Here is a 17,745-nt window from a genome sequence, read left to right as displayed (position 1 = left end):
GGATGCAGGCGAGCCCCGGGTCCGCCTGAATCCTTGGCGGGACTGGCCACCGCGCCGGGGTTCAGCTCGCCGACTCCGCCTGCACGTCGCCGAACATCGCCTGCAGGCGGAGCAGGCAGGCATCGCACAGGGTGCGCAGTTCGTCGAGGCGGATGCCGGCGAGGATTTCCATGCCGCGCAGCGGATCGGCGCGGCGCAGGGCCTGCTCCAGCTCGCTGGCACGGCCGGCCAGGGCGTTGGCGCCAACGGTGGAAGCGCTGCCCTTGATGGTATGCAGGGTCGCGGCGCTGCCCTGGACATCGCCCTCGCCGAGCTGGCGTTCGAGCTGGGCGAAGAGGTCCTGCATGTCCGGAACGAAGCGCCGCAACACCTGGACGATCAGCTCCAGGCTGCCGCCGAAACGCCCGACGATATCGCCCCGCGCCTCGACCAGTTCGCCCGCGTCCGCTGCCGTTGCCGGCGCGCCCCTGGCGCCGCTCCTGCCGAGATGACCGAGCAGGCAAAGCACCAGGCGCTCCTTGTCGATCGGCTTCGCCACATGGTCGTTCATGCCCGCCGCCAGGCAGGCTTCGCGGTCGGCCAGCGAGGCGTTGGCGGTCATGGCCAGGATCGGCAGCCCGGCGAAGCGCCCGTCGGCGCGGATTCTCCGGGTCGCCTCGAGACCATCGATATCCGGCATCTGCATGTCCATCAGCACCGCGTCGAACGGCACGCTCGCCTCCAGCACCTGCTGAACGCCCGCCAGCCCGCCGTCGGCGAGGGCCACCCGGGCGCCCTCGCTGCTCAACAGCTCGGCGGCGACCTGGCGGTTCAGCGCGTTGTCCTCCACTACCAGCAGACGCACGCCCCGCAACCGCTGGGTGCGCTCCACCGGGCGCGGCGGCGGGTTGGCCGGGGCGCCCTGTTCGCCGTGCAACGCATGCAGCACCGAGTCGGCCAGTTGCTTGGGCGTGACCGGCTTGGTGAGAAAATCGACGAAGGGCGGCGTGCTGTGGTCGCGCGCATCGGCCAGCACCTCGCGGCCATAGGCGGTGATCATGATCACCATGGGCGGTGGCAGGTCGCCCTGCAACTGGCGGATCAGTTGCGCCGCGCTGAGGCCGTCGAGATCGGGCATGCGCCAATCCATCAGCACCACGTCGTAGCGACGGCCCTCGGCCATCGCCGCCTGGACCCGCGCCACCGCCTCGCTGCCGCTGCCGACGCAGTCGGCGCGCCAGCCGAGGGCGCCGACCGTGCGTTCGAGCAGCTCGCCGGCCACCAGGTTGTCGTCCGCCACCAGCAGCCGCAGCGGTTCGCCGGCCCCGGGGCAGGCCGCACGCAGCGGTTGGTCGTGGGCGACGTCGAGGTCCAGGTCGAACCAGAACCGGCTACCGCTGCCCGGCGCGCTCTCGACCCGCAATTCACCGCCCATCAGGTCGACCAGGCGTTTGCATATGAACAGGCCGAGGCCGGTGCCGCCGAAGCGTCGCGAGGTGGACGCCTCGGCCTGGGTGAAACCTTCGAAGATGCGCTGCTGCTGTTCCGCGCTGATGCCGATGCCGGTGTCCGCCACCAGCACCCGCAGGCGCACCAGGTGGGCGTCGTGCGCCAAACGCCGCAAGCTCACCAGGACGTGCCCGCGGGCGGTGAACTTCAGTGCGTTGCCGGCCAGGTTGATGAGGATCTGCTGCAGGCGCAGGCGGTCGCCGACCACCGCGCTGGGCAGCTCGGGATCGATGTCGAAGATCACCTCGACGTCCTTGTCGCCCTGGTTGCCGGAGAGCACCACGGCCAGGTCCTGCATCAGCGGCTCCAGCTCGAAGGGGAGCATTTCCAGGACCAGTTTGCCGGCCTCGATCTTCGAGTAGTCGAGGATGTCGTTGAGCAGGCCGAGCAACGAGGTTGCCGCCGAGCTGGCCTTGTCCAGGTAGTCGCGCTGGCGTTCGTTGAGATCGGTCTGCCGGGCCAGTTGCAGCATGCCCAGCACGGCATTCATCGGCGTGCGGATCTCGTGGCTCATGTTCGCCAGGAACGACGACTTCGCCGCGCTGGCGGCGTCCGCCTGCTCCTTGGCCTCGCGCAGGCGCGCCTGCAGTTGCTGGTCGCTGGTGATATCGATATTGATCCCGGTGACCTGCAGCGGGTTGCCGTCGGCGTCGCGCTCGACCTGCGCGCCGGCCTGGATGAAGCGGATGCCGCCGTCGGGCAGCACCACGCGGAAGATCACATCGTAGTTGCCGCGCCCCTCCACCGCCGCGCGCAGGCTGGCCTCGGTGCGCTCGAGGTCTTCCGGATGCAGGCGGCTGCGCCAATGCTCGTAGACCAGGCCGCCGTCGCGCAACGCCAGCGGCTGGCCATACAGCTCGCACATGCGCTCGTTCCACTGCAGGCTGTCGTCGGCCAGGTTCCAGCGCCAGATGCCCAGGCGCGCCACGTCGGCGGCCATTTGCAACTGGTCGCGCGCCGCGGCCATCTCGCGCTCGGCGTTGCGCCATTCGGTGACATCGACGGCGATGCCCAGGTAGCCGTTGATCGCCCCAGCCTCGTCGCGCAGGACGGTAACCGAAAGCGTCACGCTGAGCGGCGAGCCGTCCTTGCGCAGATAGGTCCATTCGCGGGTCTCGGCGCCCTCCTGTTCGGCCCGCGCCACCAGCACGCGGAAACCCTCCTCGCCCAGCTCCTGGCCGCGGGCGAGCAACTCCCGCTCGCTGTGCAGCAGGGTCGGCGAGGCCTTGCCGACCACCTCGTCGGCGCGGTAGCCGAGCATCCGCTCGGCACCGAGATTGAAGCCGCTGATGATGCCGTCGCGGTCGAGGGTGATGATCGACACCTCGGACGCCGCCTGCAGCACGCTGCCGAGCAGTACGTTCAACCGACGCAGTTCGGCGGTACGCTCGGCGATCTGGTGCTCCAGGCCGGTATTGAGTTCGCGGATGCGGGCCTCGGCGGCCTTCTTCGCGGAGATGTCGCGTACGGTCTTCGAGGCGCCGACCACGCCGCCGTCCGGACCGAGGATCGGCGAGACGGTCACCGCCACATCGAGCAGGTGGCCGTCCTGGTGCCGGCGCACGGTATCGAAGCTGACCACCTGTTCTTTACGGGCGATGCGGGCGAGGATGTCGAGTTCCTCGTTCTCCTTGGATGGCGGCACCAGCAGGTCCACCACCCGCCGCCCAACCGCCTGCTCCTCGCGGTAGCCGAACAACGCCTCGGCCCCGCGATTCCAGTCGCTGATGACGCCGTCGAGGCCGACGCCGATGATGCCGTCCGCCGAATTGCCGACGATCGCCGCCAGTCGCGCCTGGGTCGCCGCCTCCCGATGCCGGCGCTGGCGGCCGAGGGCGCTGGCGTTGACCAGCGCCGCCAGCAACAGGCTGACCAGGCTGCCGGCCAGGAACAGGATGCGCGGCGAAGGCTGGTGCAGGCGCTGGACGAACAGCGGCAGTGCGCTGAACACCATCTGCCAGTGCCGACCGTAGATCTCCCGCCGCAGCATGTGGCCGAACAGGCGTTGAGCCGGCGCCGCGGCGCCGTTGACGAAGAAGGGCACGGCAGCGCCGTCGCCGGTGACGTCGCTGAGTTCGAGGTGGATCGCCGCGTTGTCGATGGGCAACCCGGCCAGCACCTCGCCGGTCAGCAGCGGCGCATAGCTCCAGCCGAAGCCTTCGAGTTCGCGCTGGGGCCCCGGTGGTGGAGTGATGCCGCTGCGGTAGATCGGCATCAGGATGAGGAACGATTGCTGGCGCAAGCCGCTGGCCTGGACCAGGGTGATCGGCCCCGTCAGGCGCACCTGCCCGGTCTCCAGGGCGGCGCGGGCGGCCTCCCGGCGATTGGCTTCCGAGGCGATGTCCAGGCCCAGCGCCTGGCCGTTGCGCGCCACCGGCTCGATGTACTGGATGACGTAGCGCTCGCCATCGTGCGGAGTCAGTTGCTGGATGCGGAACTCCGGCTGGCCGTCGGCCCGCGCCTGGCGCAGGAACCCGGCCTCGTCGGCGGCCGCCACCCGGCGGATGAAGCCGAAGCCGCGGGCGCCGGGAAACTCGCGGTCGATGTCGCGGGTCAGGCTGTAGCGGCGGAACAGTTCGCGGTCGATGTGCGCCTCGCCCGCCGTCAGCAAGGCACCGCGCACCCCACGCAAGCCATACTGGTAGAGTTCCACGCGGCGGGTCACCGCCTCGGCCAGCAGTTCCGCCTCGCGTTCCAGCGCCATCCGCGCCTGTTGCTCGTTGACCAGCGCCAGCCCCCAGGCGCCCAGCCCGGACAGCAGCAGTCCGAGCGCCAGTGTCGCGCCCGCCCAGCGGCTCAGCCTGAACTTGCTCTGTTGTACGTTCACCCGATATTCCGTCCCTGCGCCGGCCCGGCGCGGGGCAATCCCGCACTCCCTGCGCCTTTTCGTCACAGAAGACTAGATCAAGCGGGCGGATTCCTCCGCCGAATCATCCGGGCCAGTGAATGAGCACTCACAACGACGTGGTTTTCAGCGCCTCCGCGTAGCGCAGTGCGGCGAACAGGGCGAGCAGCAGGCCGGCCAGCGCCAGCGCGGCGCCGACGTTGCCGATCGAGGCCAGGCCCATGCGTTCGCTGACCACGCTGCCGAGCAGCGCGCCGGCGCCGATGCCGACGTTGTACAGGCCGGAGAACAGCGCCATGGCCACGTCGGTGGCGTCCGAGGCGAGGCGCAGGACGCGGGACTGCTGGGCCAGGCCGAAGCACATGATCGACATGCCCCAGAGCAGGCTGAGCGCCATCAGCCAGGTCGGCTGCGCGGACAGCGGCAACAGCAGCGCCAGGCTGCTGCCCAAGGCGAGGATCGCGGCCAGCAGGAAGCCTCGCGGGAAAGCCTCGCTGTAGCGGCTGAAGAGGATCGAACCGAAGATCCCGGCGCCGCCGAACAACAGCAACAGCAGGGTGGTCGCCTCGCCGCTCATCTGCGCCACCTGCTTGGCGAAGGGCTCGATGTAGCTGTAGGCGGTGAACTGGGCGCTGATCACCACCACGGTCAGCACGTACAGGCAAACCAGCGCCGGGCGTCGGAACAGCATCGGCAGGCTGCGCAGGGAACCGGAGTTCTGGCTTGGCAGCAGCGGCAGGGAGCGCGCCAGGTAGAGCAAGGTCAGCACCGAGAGTCCGGCGATGGCCATGAAGGTGGTACGCCAGCCCAGGGCCTCGCCAACCACCCGCCCCAGCGGGATGCCCAGGACCATCGCCAGGGTGGTGCCGGTGGCCAGCAGCCCTAGCGCCTTGGCCTGCTGTCCCGGCGGCGCCACGCGCACCGCCAGCGAAGCGGTGATGGCCCAGAACACCGCGTGGGCGAAGGCAATGCCGATCCGGCTGAGCATCAGCACCTGGAAGCTCCAGGCCAGCCCGGACAGCACGTGGCTGGCGATGAACAGCAGGAATACCCCGACCAGCAGCTTGCGCCGCTCGATATTGCGGGTCAGCAGCATCATCGGCAACGAGGCCAGCGACACCACCCAGGCATAGATGGTCAACATCAGGCCGACCTGCGAGGTGGGCATCTCGAAGCTGTGGCCGATGTCGCTGAGCAGGCCGACCGGGACGAACTCCGTGGTGTTGAAGATGAAGGCGGCCAGGGCCAGGGCGATCACGCTCAGCCAGCTGCCGCTGCGGGTTTCGGAGGTGCTGTCCATGGGGCGTTCGGTTCCGGAGCAGGGGGCGGACGGGCAGGTCCCGCGACCCTCGCCACGCACGACGGAAAACGCCCCGGACGCAAGGGTCCGGGGCGGCGATGTGCGTTGGATGGTCGTTATAGGTATTGGAGGGAACTGCCGAATCCCGCGATTCTACGCCGGGACGCCGTGCGCTGCACGCCCGCCCGGCGCTCCGGCGACCGTCCCGGAGCGATGGGACGGCTCCGGCAGCATCAGACAGGCCATCGTCTCGCCCCAGGGCGCGAGGCCCTGTTCGACGAAGCCGGCGTCCCGATAAAGCTGGCGGGCCACGTCGTTGTCGACGGCGTAGGCGACCATCAGGCGATCGCTGCGCCGCCTCGTCCGGCGCACGCTGGCGATGATCCGTTGCAGGGCGGCGCGGCCATGCCCCTTGCCCTGGTAGCGGCGGTCGATCATCAGGCGGTAGAGCCAGTAGTGGCCGTCGTCGGCGTCGGGGCCGTAGAGGGCGAAGCCGACCATGCGCCCGCCGTGGTGGATGCCGACCGCGCGGAACCCCGGCAGGAAGCGGCTCTGGGCCAGCGAATAGAGGTTGGAAGCGACGAAGTGCGCCTGGTGGCGGGCGACCTTCAGGTCAATGCAGGTTTCCCAGTCGTCGCGGGTGATGGTTCTGAGTTCGATCATGGATGACAGGCTCTTGGAAAAAGGAGGAAAGAAAGTCGCTAGGTACGCTGCTGGACTGTTCATACGACATGCTTCGTTCCTCCCTTCGACTGGCCGAGCATCCGGCGGAAACGCAACGATATCAGGAGAAGAGTCGATTATCCCAGCCGATGCCGGATTTTTTCGCCCATGGCTAGTGGCAGGATTTCCCCGGTGCCAGGCCGGCGACAGATAAATTCGAGATTTTCCTTGTCAGATCAGTCAGGTTCTCGCTATTACATTTAACCAAGACCCTGGAGCCAAGCCCCAGCGCACGGTTGCCTCGTCGCCCCACTCCGACGGCTGATCGCCCTCTCCCCCGGCACGCAACCTGCCCGGCGCTCCCTTATCCGGATGCGGCGGTTCTTCTACGCCGCCGCGTCCCCTGCATGGAATCGCACATGTCTCATCGCCCTGTGATCAACGCCTCGGTCAGTCCGAAAGGCACGCTGGAAACCCTCTCCCAACGCGAAGTGCAACAACTGAGCGAAACCGCCAACGGCAAGACCTACCAACTGTTCCGCCAGTGCGCCCTGGCGATCCTCAATACCGGCGCCCACAGCGACAACGCCAAGACCATCCTCGACGCCTACAAGGACTTCGAGGTGCGTATCCACCAGCAGGACCGAGGCGTGCGCCTGGAGCTGATCAACGCGCCGGCCGACGCCTTCGTCGATGGCGAGATGATCGCCAGCACCCGCGAGATGCTGTTCAGCGCCCTGCGCGACATCGTCTACACCCAGAGCGGGCTGGACAGCCAGCACGTCGACCTGGACAGCTCCCAGGGCCTCACCGACTACGTCTTCCAGCTGCTGCGCAACGCCCGTACGCTGCGCCCCGGCGTCGAGCCGAAGATCGTCGTGTGCTGGGGCGGCCACTCGATCAGCAGCGAGGAATACAAGTACACCAAGAGGGTCGGCCACGAACTCGGCCTGCGCAGCCTGGATGTCTGCACCGGCTGCGGACCGGGGGTGATGAAGGGGCCGATGAAGGGCGCCACCATCAGCCACGCCAAGCAGCGCATCGTCGGCGGCCGCTACCTGGGCCTGACCGAGCCGGGGATCATCGCCGCCGAGGCGCCGAACCCGATCGTCAACGAACTGGTGATCCTGCCGGACATCGAGAAGCGCCTGGAAGCCTTCGTCCGCGTCGGCCACGGGGTCATCATCTTCCCCGGCGGCGCCGGGACCGCGGAGGAGTTCCTCTACCTGCTGGGCATCCTCATGCACCCGGACAACCAGGACCTGCCCTTCCCGGTCATCCTCACCGGTCCCCGCAGCGCCGAAGCCTACCTGCAGCAGCTCCATGAATTCGTCGGGGCGACCCTCGGCCATGCGGCGCAGCGCCACTACCGGATCGTCATCGACGACCCGGCCGAGGTGGCCAAGCAGATGGCCCAGGGCCTGAAGGAAGTGAAGCAGTTCCGCCGCGAGCGCAACGACGCCTTCCACTTCAACTGGATGCTGAAGATCGATGAAAGCTTCCAGCGCCCGTTCGAGCCGACCCACGAGAACATGGCCAGCCTCCAGCTCAGCCGCAGCCTGCCGCCCCACGAGTTGGCGGCCAACCTGCGCCGCGCGTTTTCCGGGATCGTCGCCGGCAACGTCAAGGACAACGGCATCCGCATGATCGAGCAATACGGGCCCTACGAGATCCACGGCGACCCGGCGGTGATGCTGCCGCTGGACCGCCTGCTGCAGGCCTTCGTCAAGCAGCACCGGATGAAGCTGCCCGGCGGCGCGGCCTACGTCCCCTGCTACCGGGTGGTGCAGACCGAGGCGGCCTGAGCGCGCCCGCTCCGGCATCCCTGCGCCGCGCGCGGGGATGCCCATTTATTCCGAGCCGGGCGTACGGCTTCCTGCTACTCTTTTCCGTTCATGCCTCGAATCGCTGGCCCTGACCTCATGTCCCCATCTCCATCGCCAGCCCTCGCCGCACTCCGCGACGCCACCCGTGACCTGCACGCAGAACTGGACCGCCGTTCGCCGTTGGGCGACGACGATCTCGACGACCGCGCCTACCTCGACCATGCCGGACGCATCCTTGGCTGGCTCGAACCCCTGGAGCGCGCGCTGCGCGACAACCGCAGCGGCTGGCCGGCGGCGCTGCGGGCCGACGCGCGGCTGGTCAAGAGCACCTGGCTGGAAAGCGACCTGCTGGCCGGCGGCATGAGCCGCGCGCAGGTGGAGGCGCTACCGCGCTGCGCCGACCTGCCGAATGCGACACGGGCCGCGGAGGTCTTCGGGGTGGCCTACGTGATGGAAGGCGCGACGCTGGGCGGCGCGTATCTCTACAAACGACTAGCTCCACGCCTGCCCGGTCTGCCGCTACAGTGGTTGCAGGGCTACGGCCAGGCAACCGGGGTGCGCTGGCAGGAGTTTCTCGAACAGCTCGCCCGGCAGATCGACAGCCCCGAAGCCATCGGCCTTGCGCAGGATGCGGCACAGGCTACATTCCTTTCGTTTCGTCGATGGGTTCTCGACGAAGCCTGACTGCCTGGAGACCAGGCTGGACGATAGATGACGAGCATCACCCCGGTTACCCTGGCGAACTGCGAGGACGAACCCATCCACGTGCCTGGCGCGATCCAGCCGCACGGGGCGCTGGTCACCCTGCGCGCGGACGGCATGGTCCTCGCGGCAAGCGAGAACATCCAGGCGCTACTGGGGTTCGTCGCCTCGCCGGGTTCCTACCTGACGCAGGAGCAGGTGGGGCCGGAGGTCCTGCGCATGCTCGAAGAGGGACTGACCGGCAACGGCCCATGGTCGAACAGCGTCGAGACGCGGATCGGCGAACACCTGTTCGACGTGATCGGCCACAGCTACAAGGAAGTGTTCTACCTGGAGTTCGAGATCCGCACCGCGGACACGCTGTCGATCACCTCCTTCACCCTCAACGCCCAGCGCATCATCGCCCAGGTCCAGTTGCACAACGACACCGCCAGCCTGCTCAGCAACGTCACCGACGAACTGCGCCGGATGACCGGCTACGACCGGGTGATGGCCTACCGTTTCCGCCATGACGACTCCGGCGAGGTGGTCGCCGAGAGCCGTCGCGAAGACCTCGAAAGCTACCTGGGGCAACGCTACCCGGCCTCGGACATCCCGGCCCAGGCGCGTCGCCTGTACATCCAGAACCCGATCAGGCTGATCGCCGACGTGGCCTATACGCCGATGCGCGTGTTTCCCGCGCTGAACCCGGAGACCAACGAATCGTTCGATCTCAGCTACAGCGTGCTGCGCAGCGTTTCGCCGATCCACTGCGAATACCTGACCAACATGGGCGTGCGCGCCTCGATGAGCATCTCCATCGTGGTCGGCGGCAAGCTCTGGGGACTGTTCTCCTGCCATCACATGTCGCCCAAACTGATTCCCTACCCGGTGCGCATGTCGTTCCAGATCTTCTCCCAGGTCTGCAGCGCCATCGTCGAGCGCCTGGAGCAGGGGCGTATCGCCGAACTGCTGCGCGTGTCCACCGAGCGCAGGCTGGCCCTGGCTCGCCGCGCGCGGGACGCCGACGACCTGTTCGGCGCACTGGCCCACCCGGACGATGGCATCGCCGCACTGATTCCCTGCGACGGCGCCCTGGTCATGCTCGGCGGCCGCACCCTGAGCATCCGCGGCGACTTCGAGCGCCAGGCCGGGAATGTCCTGCAACGCCTGCAGCGCGACCCGGAACGGGACATCTACCACACCGACAACTGGCCGCAGCCCAGCGAGGACTCTCCGGACGGCGGCGACTGCTGCGGTGTGCTGGCGATCCGTTTCCACCGCCAGGAATCGGGCTGGATCTTCTGGTTCCGCCACGAGGAAGTGCACCGCATCCGCTGGGGCGGCAAGCCGGAAAAGCTGTTGACCATCGGCCCCTCCGGCCCGCGGCTGACCCCGCGCGGCTCGTTCGAGGCCTGGGAGGAAGTGGTCCGCGGCCACTCCACGCCCTGGAGCGAAACCGACCTGGCGATCGCCGAAAAGCTGCGCCTGGACCTGATGGAACTGTGCCTCAACCATGCGGCCGAGGTCGACCGCATGCGCCAGCGCCTGATCGCGGTGCTCGGCCACGACCTGCGCAACCCGTTGCAGTCGATCTCCATGGCGGCGGCCCTGCTGTCCTCCAGCGACACCCGCACCACCGAACTGCGCCAACACATTTCCGCGTCCAGCAGCCGCATGGAGCGGCTGGTCAGCCAGATCCTCGACATGAGCCGCCTGCAATCGGGCATCGGCCTCACCGTGAACCCGGTCGACACCGACGTCTCGCAACTGGTGCGGCAGATCGTCTGCGAAACCGACGTCGCCTATCCCGGCCTGGTGATCGAGATCGCCATCGACCCGCAGGTTCGTGCCGTGGTCGACCCGGACCGCTACGCCCAGGTCGCCGCCAACCTGCTGAGCAACGCCCGTCATCACGGCCTGCCCGGCCGGCCGGTGCTGGTCACCCTGACCCGCCAGGGCGACGAGGTGTGCCTGAGCGTGCTCAACGAAACCAGCGGCCTCTCCGAAGCGCAACTGGCCAACCTGTTCGAACCGTTCAAGCGCGAGTCGGCGGACAACCAGCGCAACCGCAACGGCCTCGGTATCGGCCTGTACATCTCCCAGGCCATCGCCCAGGCCCACCAGGGGCGTATCGACGTGGACTGCCGCGACGACGTCATCACCTTCTGCCTGCGCCTGCCGGTGCGCCAGGCGGAGACCGGCTCCTCGTCCTGACGACGAGGACCGTGCACAATGCAACGCTTGCAGGTATCTTCGGCAGCCATCGCCGTCTGACAGGATCGCCCCGTTCCATGCCCCGCCTCCGCCTCCGGACCGTCCTCGCCTGCCTCGCCGTGTTCTGCGCGACTCCCGCACTGGCCAGGGTCGAAGTGCATTCGCTGCAACACAAGAGCATGGGGCGGGTGCTGACGGTCCGCGTCTCGGAGGAGATCGCGCCGGGCGACTACGAGACGCTGCTCAAGGGTTTGCGCAACAATCCGGGAACCTACTCGCGTAAGCTGCTCCTGCTGAACAGCATCGGCGGCAGCGTGCCGGAGGCGATCCGCATGGGCCGCCTGCTGCGCGAATCCGGCTTCGACGCGCTGGTGCCGTCGAGCAGCGTCTGCCAAGGCACCTGCGTCTACCTGCTGGCGGCCGGCAAGCGCAAGACCGTACGCGGCTACGTCGGCCTGCACCGTCCCTACTACGCCCACGGCGACTCGCTGCACTCGCGCTCGGCCAACGGCATGCGCTACGACTCCGCCGCCTACTTCCGCGAAATGGATATCCCCAGCACCTTGGTACAGGCCATGCAAAGCACCGATCCCAAACGGATGCGCGTGCTTTCGGCGAAGGAACTGGCGCAGTACCGGCTGAACTGAACCGGCGACTCCGCGGAACGAGCGAGGGCGCGCGGTGGCGTTGGCGATAGTGGCCGATGCCGTTGTACCTCGTTTTCGTGCAACGGCAGGCCGAATCCAGTCCGGATCCGAACCGGCCCTACTCTAGAAGAACTCGTCCAATAGCCTGAAGTACGCCAGCCGTTCGCCGTCGATATCGCCGCCGTATTCGACGAGGAAGGCCTCGGCCCAGGCCGCGCCGAGTTCGGCCTCGATGTCCCGCGCGGCCAGGGCCAGGTCCTGGTGCCGGTCGGCGACGCCGAGCCGCCCGCAATCGATGAAGCCGCTGAAGCGCCGCCCCTCCGCCAGCAGATTTGGCAGGCAGGCGTCGCCATGGGCGACCACCAGGTCTTCGACCGCCGGACGCCGGTCGAGCAGCAGGCGGTACAGCTCCGTGGCGCTGCGACCGCGATGGTCGTCGTCGAAGTCCGCCTCGTCCACCAGCCCGGCCTCGACCCGCTGGCGCACGGTGTCCAGACGCCGTTCCAGGCGATGGTCGAAGGGACAGGCGGCCGGATCGAGATCGTGCAGCCGGCGCAGGGCGGCGGCCACCAGGCGCACCAGGCGCTCGGGCTCCAGCTCGCCGCGCTGCGCCAGCGCGGACAGCGTGTCCCCCGGCACTGCGCTCATCAGCAGCCATTGCCGGCCGTCGCTCTGGGTTTCGTTCAGCACCTGCGGGCAATCGATGCCGGCACCGTGCAGCCAGCGCAGGCGGGCGATTTCGGCGGGCAGCTCGGCATGTGCGGACAGCACTTCCTGCTTGACGAACAGGGTCGGCCGCCGCGCAGCCTCCAGGCGGTGGACCGTGGCCGCGGAACATCCTTCGCCCTGCCCTCGCCAGCGGTAGCCGGCAAGGTAGTCGGCCCAGGTTGAGGGAGCCTGCGGCGGCATGGAGGTGGCTGCATCATGCATGGAGAAACGCTTCCTGTTCGAGTGGGAGCGCGAGTATACCCGCCCACCCGCTCAGCGACGGGACTCCCCGTCGGCCTGTCGCTGGCGGTAAGCGCTGGGGGTAAGCCCTGCGTAACGCACGAAGAAACGACTGAAGTAGGCCGGGTCCTTGAAGCCGAGCTGGTAGCAGATCTCGTTCACCGAGCCGCCGGTGAACAGCAGCAGGCGCTTGGACTCCTGCATAAGCCGTTCGTACACCAGGCGCTTCGACGGCAGGTCGGCGATGCGCCGGCAGACGTCGTTGAGGCGCGCCTCGGTGACGCCGATGCGGCTGGCGTAGAGCGACAGCGGCCAGTGCTCGGCATAGCGCTCCTCGATCAGCGCGTTGAAGCGCTGGAAGATCTGCAGGTCTTCGTGGCGCATCGGCCGCGCAGCCACCGAATTGGCCGAGAGACGCAGCAGGCTGATCATGACCAGGCGGGTCAGCGCCAGCAGCGTCTGCTGGCGGCCGGGACGGCTGGCCATCGACTCGCTGCGCAACTGCTCGAAGAGCAGCGCCAGGCGCGCCGCCTCCTCGGCCGCGCCGCCCTCCAGGTTGCCCAGCGCCACACAGGCCGGCGCCACCTGCGGGCCGGGCGCCAGGCCCGGCTCGGCCTCGGTGAGGCTCCACACCAGTTGCTGGCGCACGGTCAGCACATGGCCATCGGCGTCCGCCTCGGTGACGAAGGCGTGCGGCACGGTCGGCGGGGTGAGGAAGAACATCGGCCCCGACTCCAGGTACTGGCGCTCGTCAAGATAGACCCGCACCGCGCCGTTCTTCACGTAGTGCACCTGGAAGAAGCGGTCGTGCCGGTGCGCCGGCATGTTGCGACCGAAGAATCCGGCCAGGTTGCCCAGCGCATCGTAGTGCACCTCGGCGTCGGCATAGCGCTGGTCGTAGACCTGCCCGATGTTGATGTTGGGGATCGGCTGGCGCTCTGGCATGGCGATCTTCTCTTTGTTGTTCTTCCCGGCTGCGCACGCAAGCCGTCGCGGGCTTCCGTATACCGCAGACGGCGCCTCTTGCCACCTCCCCGGGACGAATGGCGCAGCAACCGGGGTTGACGATCATTAACATGTTAAATATAACGTTAACACATTAACGAGTTTTCGCCAGGACGGCCCCCTCGCCGTTCGCTTATCGCGCCAGGAGACACCACCACAATGAGCCGCGCACTGAATGACGTCGCCGCCGGCACCCTGTTCGGCGTCGCGCTGAACTACAAGGGCCTGCTCGACAGCCGCCTGCCGGAGTTCCAGCAGCCGCCCTACCAGAAGCCGCCGGTGAAGCCGGTGTTGTTCATCAAGACACCGAATACCCGCAACGAGCACGACGCCCCGGTGCTCTTCCCGCGCGGCGTCGAGCGCCTGCAACCGGGCCCGGCGCTGGGCGTGGTGATCGCTCGCGACGCCAGCCGGGTGAAGGAGGAAGAGGCCATGGCGCATGTCGCCGGCTACGTGATCGTCAACGAGTTCAGCCTGCCGGAAGACAGCTACTACCGCCCGGCGGTGAAAGCCAAGTGCCGCGACGGCTTCTGCCCGTTCGGTCCGCAACTGGTGCCGACGCAGGAGATCGCCGATCCCCATGCGCTGGAGCTGAAGCTGTACGTCAACGGCGAACTGCGCCAACGCAACAACACCGCCAACCTGGTGCGCGACATCCCGCGGCTGATCGCCGAGATCAGCGAGTTCATGACCCTGCACGCCGGCGACGTGCTGATCACCGGCACCCCCGAAGGGCGCGTCGACGTGCATCCCGGCGACCGCGTCGAGGTCGAGATCGACGGCCTCGGCCGCCTCGCCAACAGCATCGTCGCGGAATGAGGAACCGACCATGAAACACGCACGCATCCGCTACCAGGGCCGGGTTCACCAGGTCACCGTGGAAGACGCCAACGCCGTCCGCCTGGCCGACGGCACCCTGCTCGCCGAGGACCGGGTGGAGTGGCTGCCGCCGGCCACCGGGAGCATGTTCGCCCTCGGCCTGAACTACGCCGACCATGCCGCCGAACTGTCGTTCAAGGCGCCCAGCGAACCGCTGGCGTTCATCAAGTCGCCGGGCACCTACACCGGCCACCGCCAGGTCAGCTGGCGTCCGGACAACGTCGACTACATGCACTACGAGTGCGAACTGGTGGCGGTGATCGGCAAGCCGGCGCGCAACGTCCGCCGCGAGGACGCCCTCGGCTACCTGGCCGGCTACACGGTGTGCAACGACTACGCGATCCGCGACTACCTGGAGAACTACTACCGGCCCAACCTGCGGGTGAAGAACCGCGACGCCACCACCCCGGTGGGGCCGTGGATCGTCGACGCGGCCGAGGTTCCCGAGCCGAACCGGCTGACCCTGCGCACCTGGGTCAACGGCGAGCTGCGCCAGGAAGGCAGCACCGCGGACATGATCTTCGACATCCCCTACCTGATCGAATACTTCTCCAGCTTCATGACCCTGCAGCCGGGCGACATGATCGCCACCGGCACACCGGAAGGCCTGTCCGACGTGGTCCCCGGCGACGAAGTGGTGGTGGAGGTGGAAGGCGTCGGTCGCCTGGTCAACCGAATCGTCAGCGAGGCCGAATTCTTCCGCGCCCGCGCACAGGAGCACGCAGAATGATCAAACACTGGATCAATGGCCGCGAGGTCGAAAGCAAGGACGTCTTCGAGAACTACAACCCGGCCACCGGCGAGCTGATCGGCGAGGTCGCCAGCGGCGGCGCGGCGGAAATCGACGCGGCGGTGGCGGCGGCCCGGGAAGCCTTCCCGAAATGGGCCAATACCCCGGCCAAGGAGCGCGCGCGCCTGATGCGCCGGCTCGGCGAGCTGATCGACCGGAACGTGCCGCACCTGGCGGAACTGGAGACCCTCGACACCGGCCTGCCGATCCACCAGACGAAGAACGTGCTGATCCCGCGCGCCTCGCACAACTTCGAGTTCTTCGCCGAAGTCTGCACGCGGATGAACGGGCACAGCTATCCGGTCGACGACCAGATGCTCAACTACACCCTGTACCAGCCGGTGGGCGTCTGTGGACTGGTCTCGCCGTGGAACGTACCGTTCATGACCGCCACCTGGAAGACCGCGCCGTGCCTGGCGCTGGGCAACACGGCGGTGCTGAAGATGTCCGAGCTGTCGCCGCTGACCGCCAACGAGCTGGGCCGCCTGGTGCACGAGGCGGGCATTCCGCCGGGGGTGTTCAACGTGGTTCAGGGCTACGGCGCCAGCGCCGGCGACGCGCTGGTCCGCCACCGCGACGTGCGCGCGGTGTCCTTCACCGGCGGCACCGCCACCGGGCGACGGATCATGGAGGCGGCCGGGATCAAGAAATACTCGATGGAACTGGGCGGCAAGTCGCCGGTGCTGGTCTTCGAAGACGCCGACCTCGAGCGGGCGCTGGACGCCGCGCTGTTCACCATCTTCTCGCTGAACGGCGAGCGCTGCACCGCCGGCAGTCGCATCTTCGTCCAGGAGAGCGTCTACCCGCAGTTCGTCGCCGAGTTCGCCGCGCGCGCCAGGCGCCTGATCGTCGGCGATCCGCAGGACCCGAAGACCCAGGTCGGCTCGATGATCACCCAGGCCCACTACGACAAGGTCACCGGCTACATCCGCATCGGCCTCGAGGAAGGCGCCACCCTGGTGGCCGGCGGCCTGGAGCGTCCGACCGGCCTGCCGGCGCACCTGAGCAAGGGGCAGTTCATCCAGCCCACGGTGTTCGCCGACGTGGACAACCGCATGCGCATCGCCCAGGAGGAGATCTTCGGCCCGGTGGTCTGCCTGATCCCGTTCAAGGACGAAGCCGAGGCGCTGCGCCTGGCCAACGACGTGGAATACGGCCTGGCCTCCTACATCTGGACCCAGGACATCGGCAAGGCCCATCGCCTGGCACGCGGCATCGAGGCCGGGATGGTCTTCATCAACAGCCAGAACGTGCGCGACCTGCGCCAGCCGTTCGGCGGGGTGAAGGCCTCGGGCACCGGACGCGAAGGCGGGGAATACAGCTTCGAGGTATTCGCCGAGATCAAGAACGTGTGTATATCCATGGGCAGCCATCACATCCCCCGCTGGGGCGTGTAGGGCGCGCTCGTTCAGAGCGGCCGCCCGAGGCCGCCAGCAGCGCCGGCGTGCAGACACAATCAGAAGAATCCGGGCGAGCCGCCAGCGGCCGCGCCCGCTGCCAGGCCCAACGGGCCACCAGGAGAATCGTCATGGGCAAAGTCGCTCTGGCTGCCAAGATCACCCACGTACCCTCGCTGTACCTGTCCGAGCTGCCCGGCCCGCGCCACGGCTGCCGCCAGCCGGCGATCGACGGGCACCGCGAGATCGGCCGGCGCTGCCGCGAACTGGGGGTCGACACCATCGTGGTGTTCGACACCCACTGGCTGGTCAACGCCGGCTACCACATCAACTGCGCGCCGCACTTCGAGGGGCTCTACACCAGCAACGAGTTGCCGCACTTCATCGCCAACATGGAGTACGGCTTCCCCGGCAACCCGGAGCTGGGCCGCATCCTCGCCGAGGGCTGCAACGCGCTCGGCGTGGAGACCCTGGCCCACGACGCCACCACCCTCGGCCCGGAGTACGGCACCCTGGTACCGATGCGCTACATGAACCAGGACCGCCACTTCAAGGTGGTCTCGGTCTCCGCCCTGTGCACCGTGCATTACCTGAACGACAGCGCGCGCCTGGGCTGGGCCATGCGCAAGGCGGTGGAAGAGCACTACGACGGCACGGTGGCGTTCCTCGCCAGCGGCTCACTGTCCCACCGCTTCGCCCAGAACGGCCAGGCGCCGGACTTCTCCGACCGCATCTGGAGCCCGTTCCTCGAGGTTCTCGATCATGAAGTCGTGCAGATGTGGCAGGAGGGCCGCTGGGCCGAGTTCTGCGGGATGCTCCCCGAGTACGCCTCCAAGGGCCATGGCGAAGGCTTCATGCACGACACCGCGATGCTCCTCGGCGCCCTCGGCTGGTCGGCCTACGACGGCAAGGCGGAGGTCGTGACGCCCTACTTCGGCTCCTCCGGCACCGGGCAGATCAACGCGGTATTCCCGGTCACCGCCCAGGACGGCTCGGCGATCCCCGCCGCCCAGGCCGGCAACCCGGCCGGCGCCAGTTGCGCCAGCCGCCTCTGAGGAC

13 protein-coding genes are annotated in these 17,745 nt (G+C 68.1%); 8 read left to right on the top strand and 5 right to left on the bottom strand.

The features are described 5' to 3' along the window. Positions 1 to 61: 61 nt before the first annotated feature. The 3 genes from LE197_RS33310 to LE197_RS33300 form a co-directional block, all read right to left on the bottom strand. Positions 62 to 4,315 (bottom strand): CHASE domain-containing protein, encoded by a 4,254-nt coding sequence (locus LE197_RS33310; protein ID WP_073666438.1) that lies wholly within the window; start codon positions 4,313 to 4,315, stop codon positions 62 to 64. A gap of 127 nt (positions 4,316 to 4,442) precedes the next feature. Further along, positions 4,443 to 5,633, bottom strand: a complete 1,191-nt coding sequence (locus LE197_RS33305) for a sugar transporter (protein ID WP_003101284.1) — start codon at positions 5,631 to 5,633, stop codon at positions 4,443 to 4,445. A gap of 153 nt (positions 5,634 to 5,786) precedes the next feature. Next, a complete protein-coding gene (locus LE197_RS33300) occupies positions 5,787 to 6,296 on the bottom strand; it encodes a GNAT family N-acetyltransferase (RefSeq protein ID WP_003118200.1) in 510 nt (169 codons plus the stop codon). A 419-nt stretch (positions 6,297 to 6,715) separates the two neighbouring features. Here LE197_RS33300 and ppnN point away from each other — a divergent pair, with 419 nt between their 5' ends. The 4 genes from ppnN to LE197_RS33280 all read left to right on the top strand — a co-directional run bounded on the left by ppnN (position 6,716) and on the right by LE197_RS33280 (position 11,667). Next, on the top strand, positions 6,716 to 8,101 hold the full coding sequence (gene ppnN / locus LE197_RS33295) for a nucleotide 5'-monophosphate nucleosidase PpnN (RefSeq protein ID WP_003093432.1): 1,386 nt from the start codon (positions 6,716 to 6,718) through the stop codon (positions 8,099 to 8,101). 117 nt (positions 8,102 to 8,218) lie between these two features. Beyond that, entirely contained in the window at positions 8,219 to 8,806 is a 588-nt protein-coding gene (locus LE197_RS33290; protein ID WP_003159301.1) for a biliverdin-producing heme oxygenase, read from the top strand. 27 nt (positions 8,807 to 8,833) lie between these two features. Further along, a complete protein-coding gene (gene bphP, locus LE197_RS33285) occupies positions 8,834 to 11,020 on the top strand; it encodes a bacteriophytochrome BphP (RefSeq protein ID WP_003101278.1) in 2,187 nt (728 codons plus the stop codon). A 77-nt stretch (positions 11,021 to 11,097) separates the two neighbouring features. Further along, positions 11,098 to 11,667, top strand: coding sequence for a hypothetical protein (locus tag LE197_RS33280; RefSeq protein WP_003093439.1), 570 nt, complete (start codon positions 11,098 to 11,100; stop codon positions 11,665 to 11,667). A gap of 123 nt (positions 11,668 to 11,790) precedes the next feature. On the opposite strand, the gene LE197_RS33275 is transcribed toward LE197_RS33280, so the two are convergent. Beyond that, positions 11,791 to 12,597: an aminoglycoside O-phosphotransferase APH(3')-IIb gene (locus LE197_RS33275; protein WP_003113011.1), complete on the bottom strand. Its 807-nt coding sequence runs from the start codon at positions 12,595 to 12,597 to the stop codon at positions 11,791 to 11,793. A gap of 51 nt (positions 12,598 to 12,648) precedes the next feature. Further along, complete coding sequence (gene hpaA, locus LE197_RS33270) at positions 12,649 to 13,560, bottom strand: 4-hydroxyphenylacetate catabolism regulatory protein HpaA (RefSeq protein ID WP_003093443.1); 912 nt, start codon at positions 13,558 to 13,560, stop codon at positions 12,649 to 12,651. Between the two features lie 219 nt (positions 13,561 to 13,779). Between hpaA and LE197_RS33265 the strand changes: the two genes are divergently transcribed. The 4 genes from LE197_RS33265 (at position 13,780) to hpaD (ending at position 17,741) form a co-directional block, all read left to right on the top strand. Then, positions 13,780 to 14,439 (top strand): fumarylacetoacetate hydrolase family protein, encoded by a 660-nt coding sequence (locus tag LE197_RS33265; RefSeq protein ID WP_003110133.1) that lies wholly within the window; start codon positions 13,780 to 13,782, stop codon positions 14,437 to 14,439. A gap of 10 nt (positions 14,440 to 14,449) precedes the next feature. Continuing rightward, positions 14,450 to 15,229, top strand: a complete 780-nt coding sequence (locus tag LE197_RS33260) for a fumarylacetoacetate hydrolase family protein (protein WP_003110132.1) — start codon at positions 14,450 to 14,452, stop codon at positions 15,227 to 15,229. Further along, positions 15,226 to 16,686, top strand: coding sequence for a 5-carboxymethyl-2-hydroxymuconate semialdehyde dehydrogenase (gene hpaE, locus LE197_RS33255; protein ID WP_003093448.1), 1,461 nt, complete (start codon positions 15,226 to 15,228; stop codon positions 16,684 to 16,686). The genes LE197_RS33260 and hpaE overlap by 4 nt, the downstream gene beginning before the upstream one ends. Before the next feature lie 131 nt (positions 16,687 to 16,817). Continuing rightward, positions 16,818 to 17,741 carry a 3,4-dihydroxyphenylacetate 2,3-dioxygenase gene (hpaD, locus tag LE197_RS33250; RefSeq protein WP_003093449.1) on the top strand — a complete coding sequence of 308 codons (924 nt, stop codon included), beginning with the start codon at positions 16,818 to 16,820 and terminating at the stop codon, positions 17,739 to 17,741. Positions 17,742 to 17,745: the final 4 nt, after the last annotated feature.

The organism is Pseudomonas sp. PS1(2021), from assembly GCF_020405165.1.
Taxonomy (GTDB): domain Bacteria; phylum Pseudomonadota; class Gammaproteobacteria; order Pseudomonadales; family Pseudomonadaceae; genus Pseudomonas; species Pseudomonas aeruginosa.
This window is presented reverse-complemented; position numbering and strand designations above follow the sequence as displayed.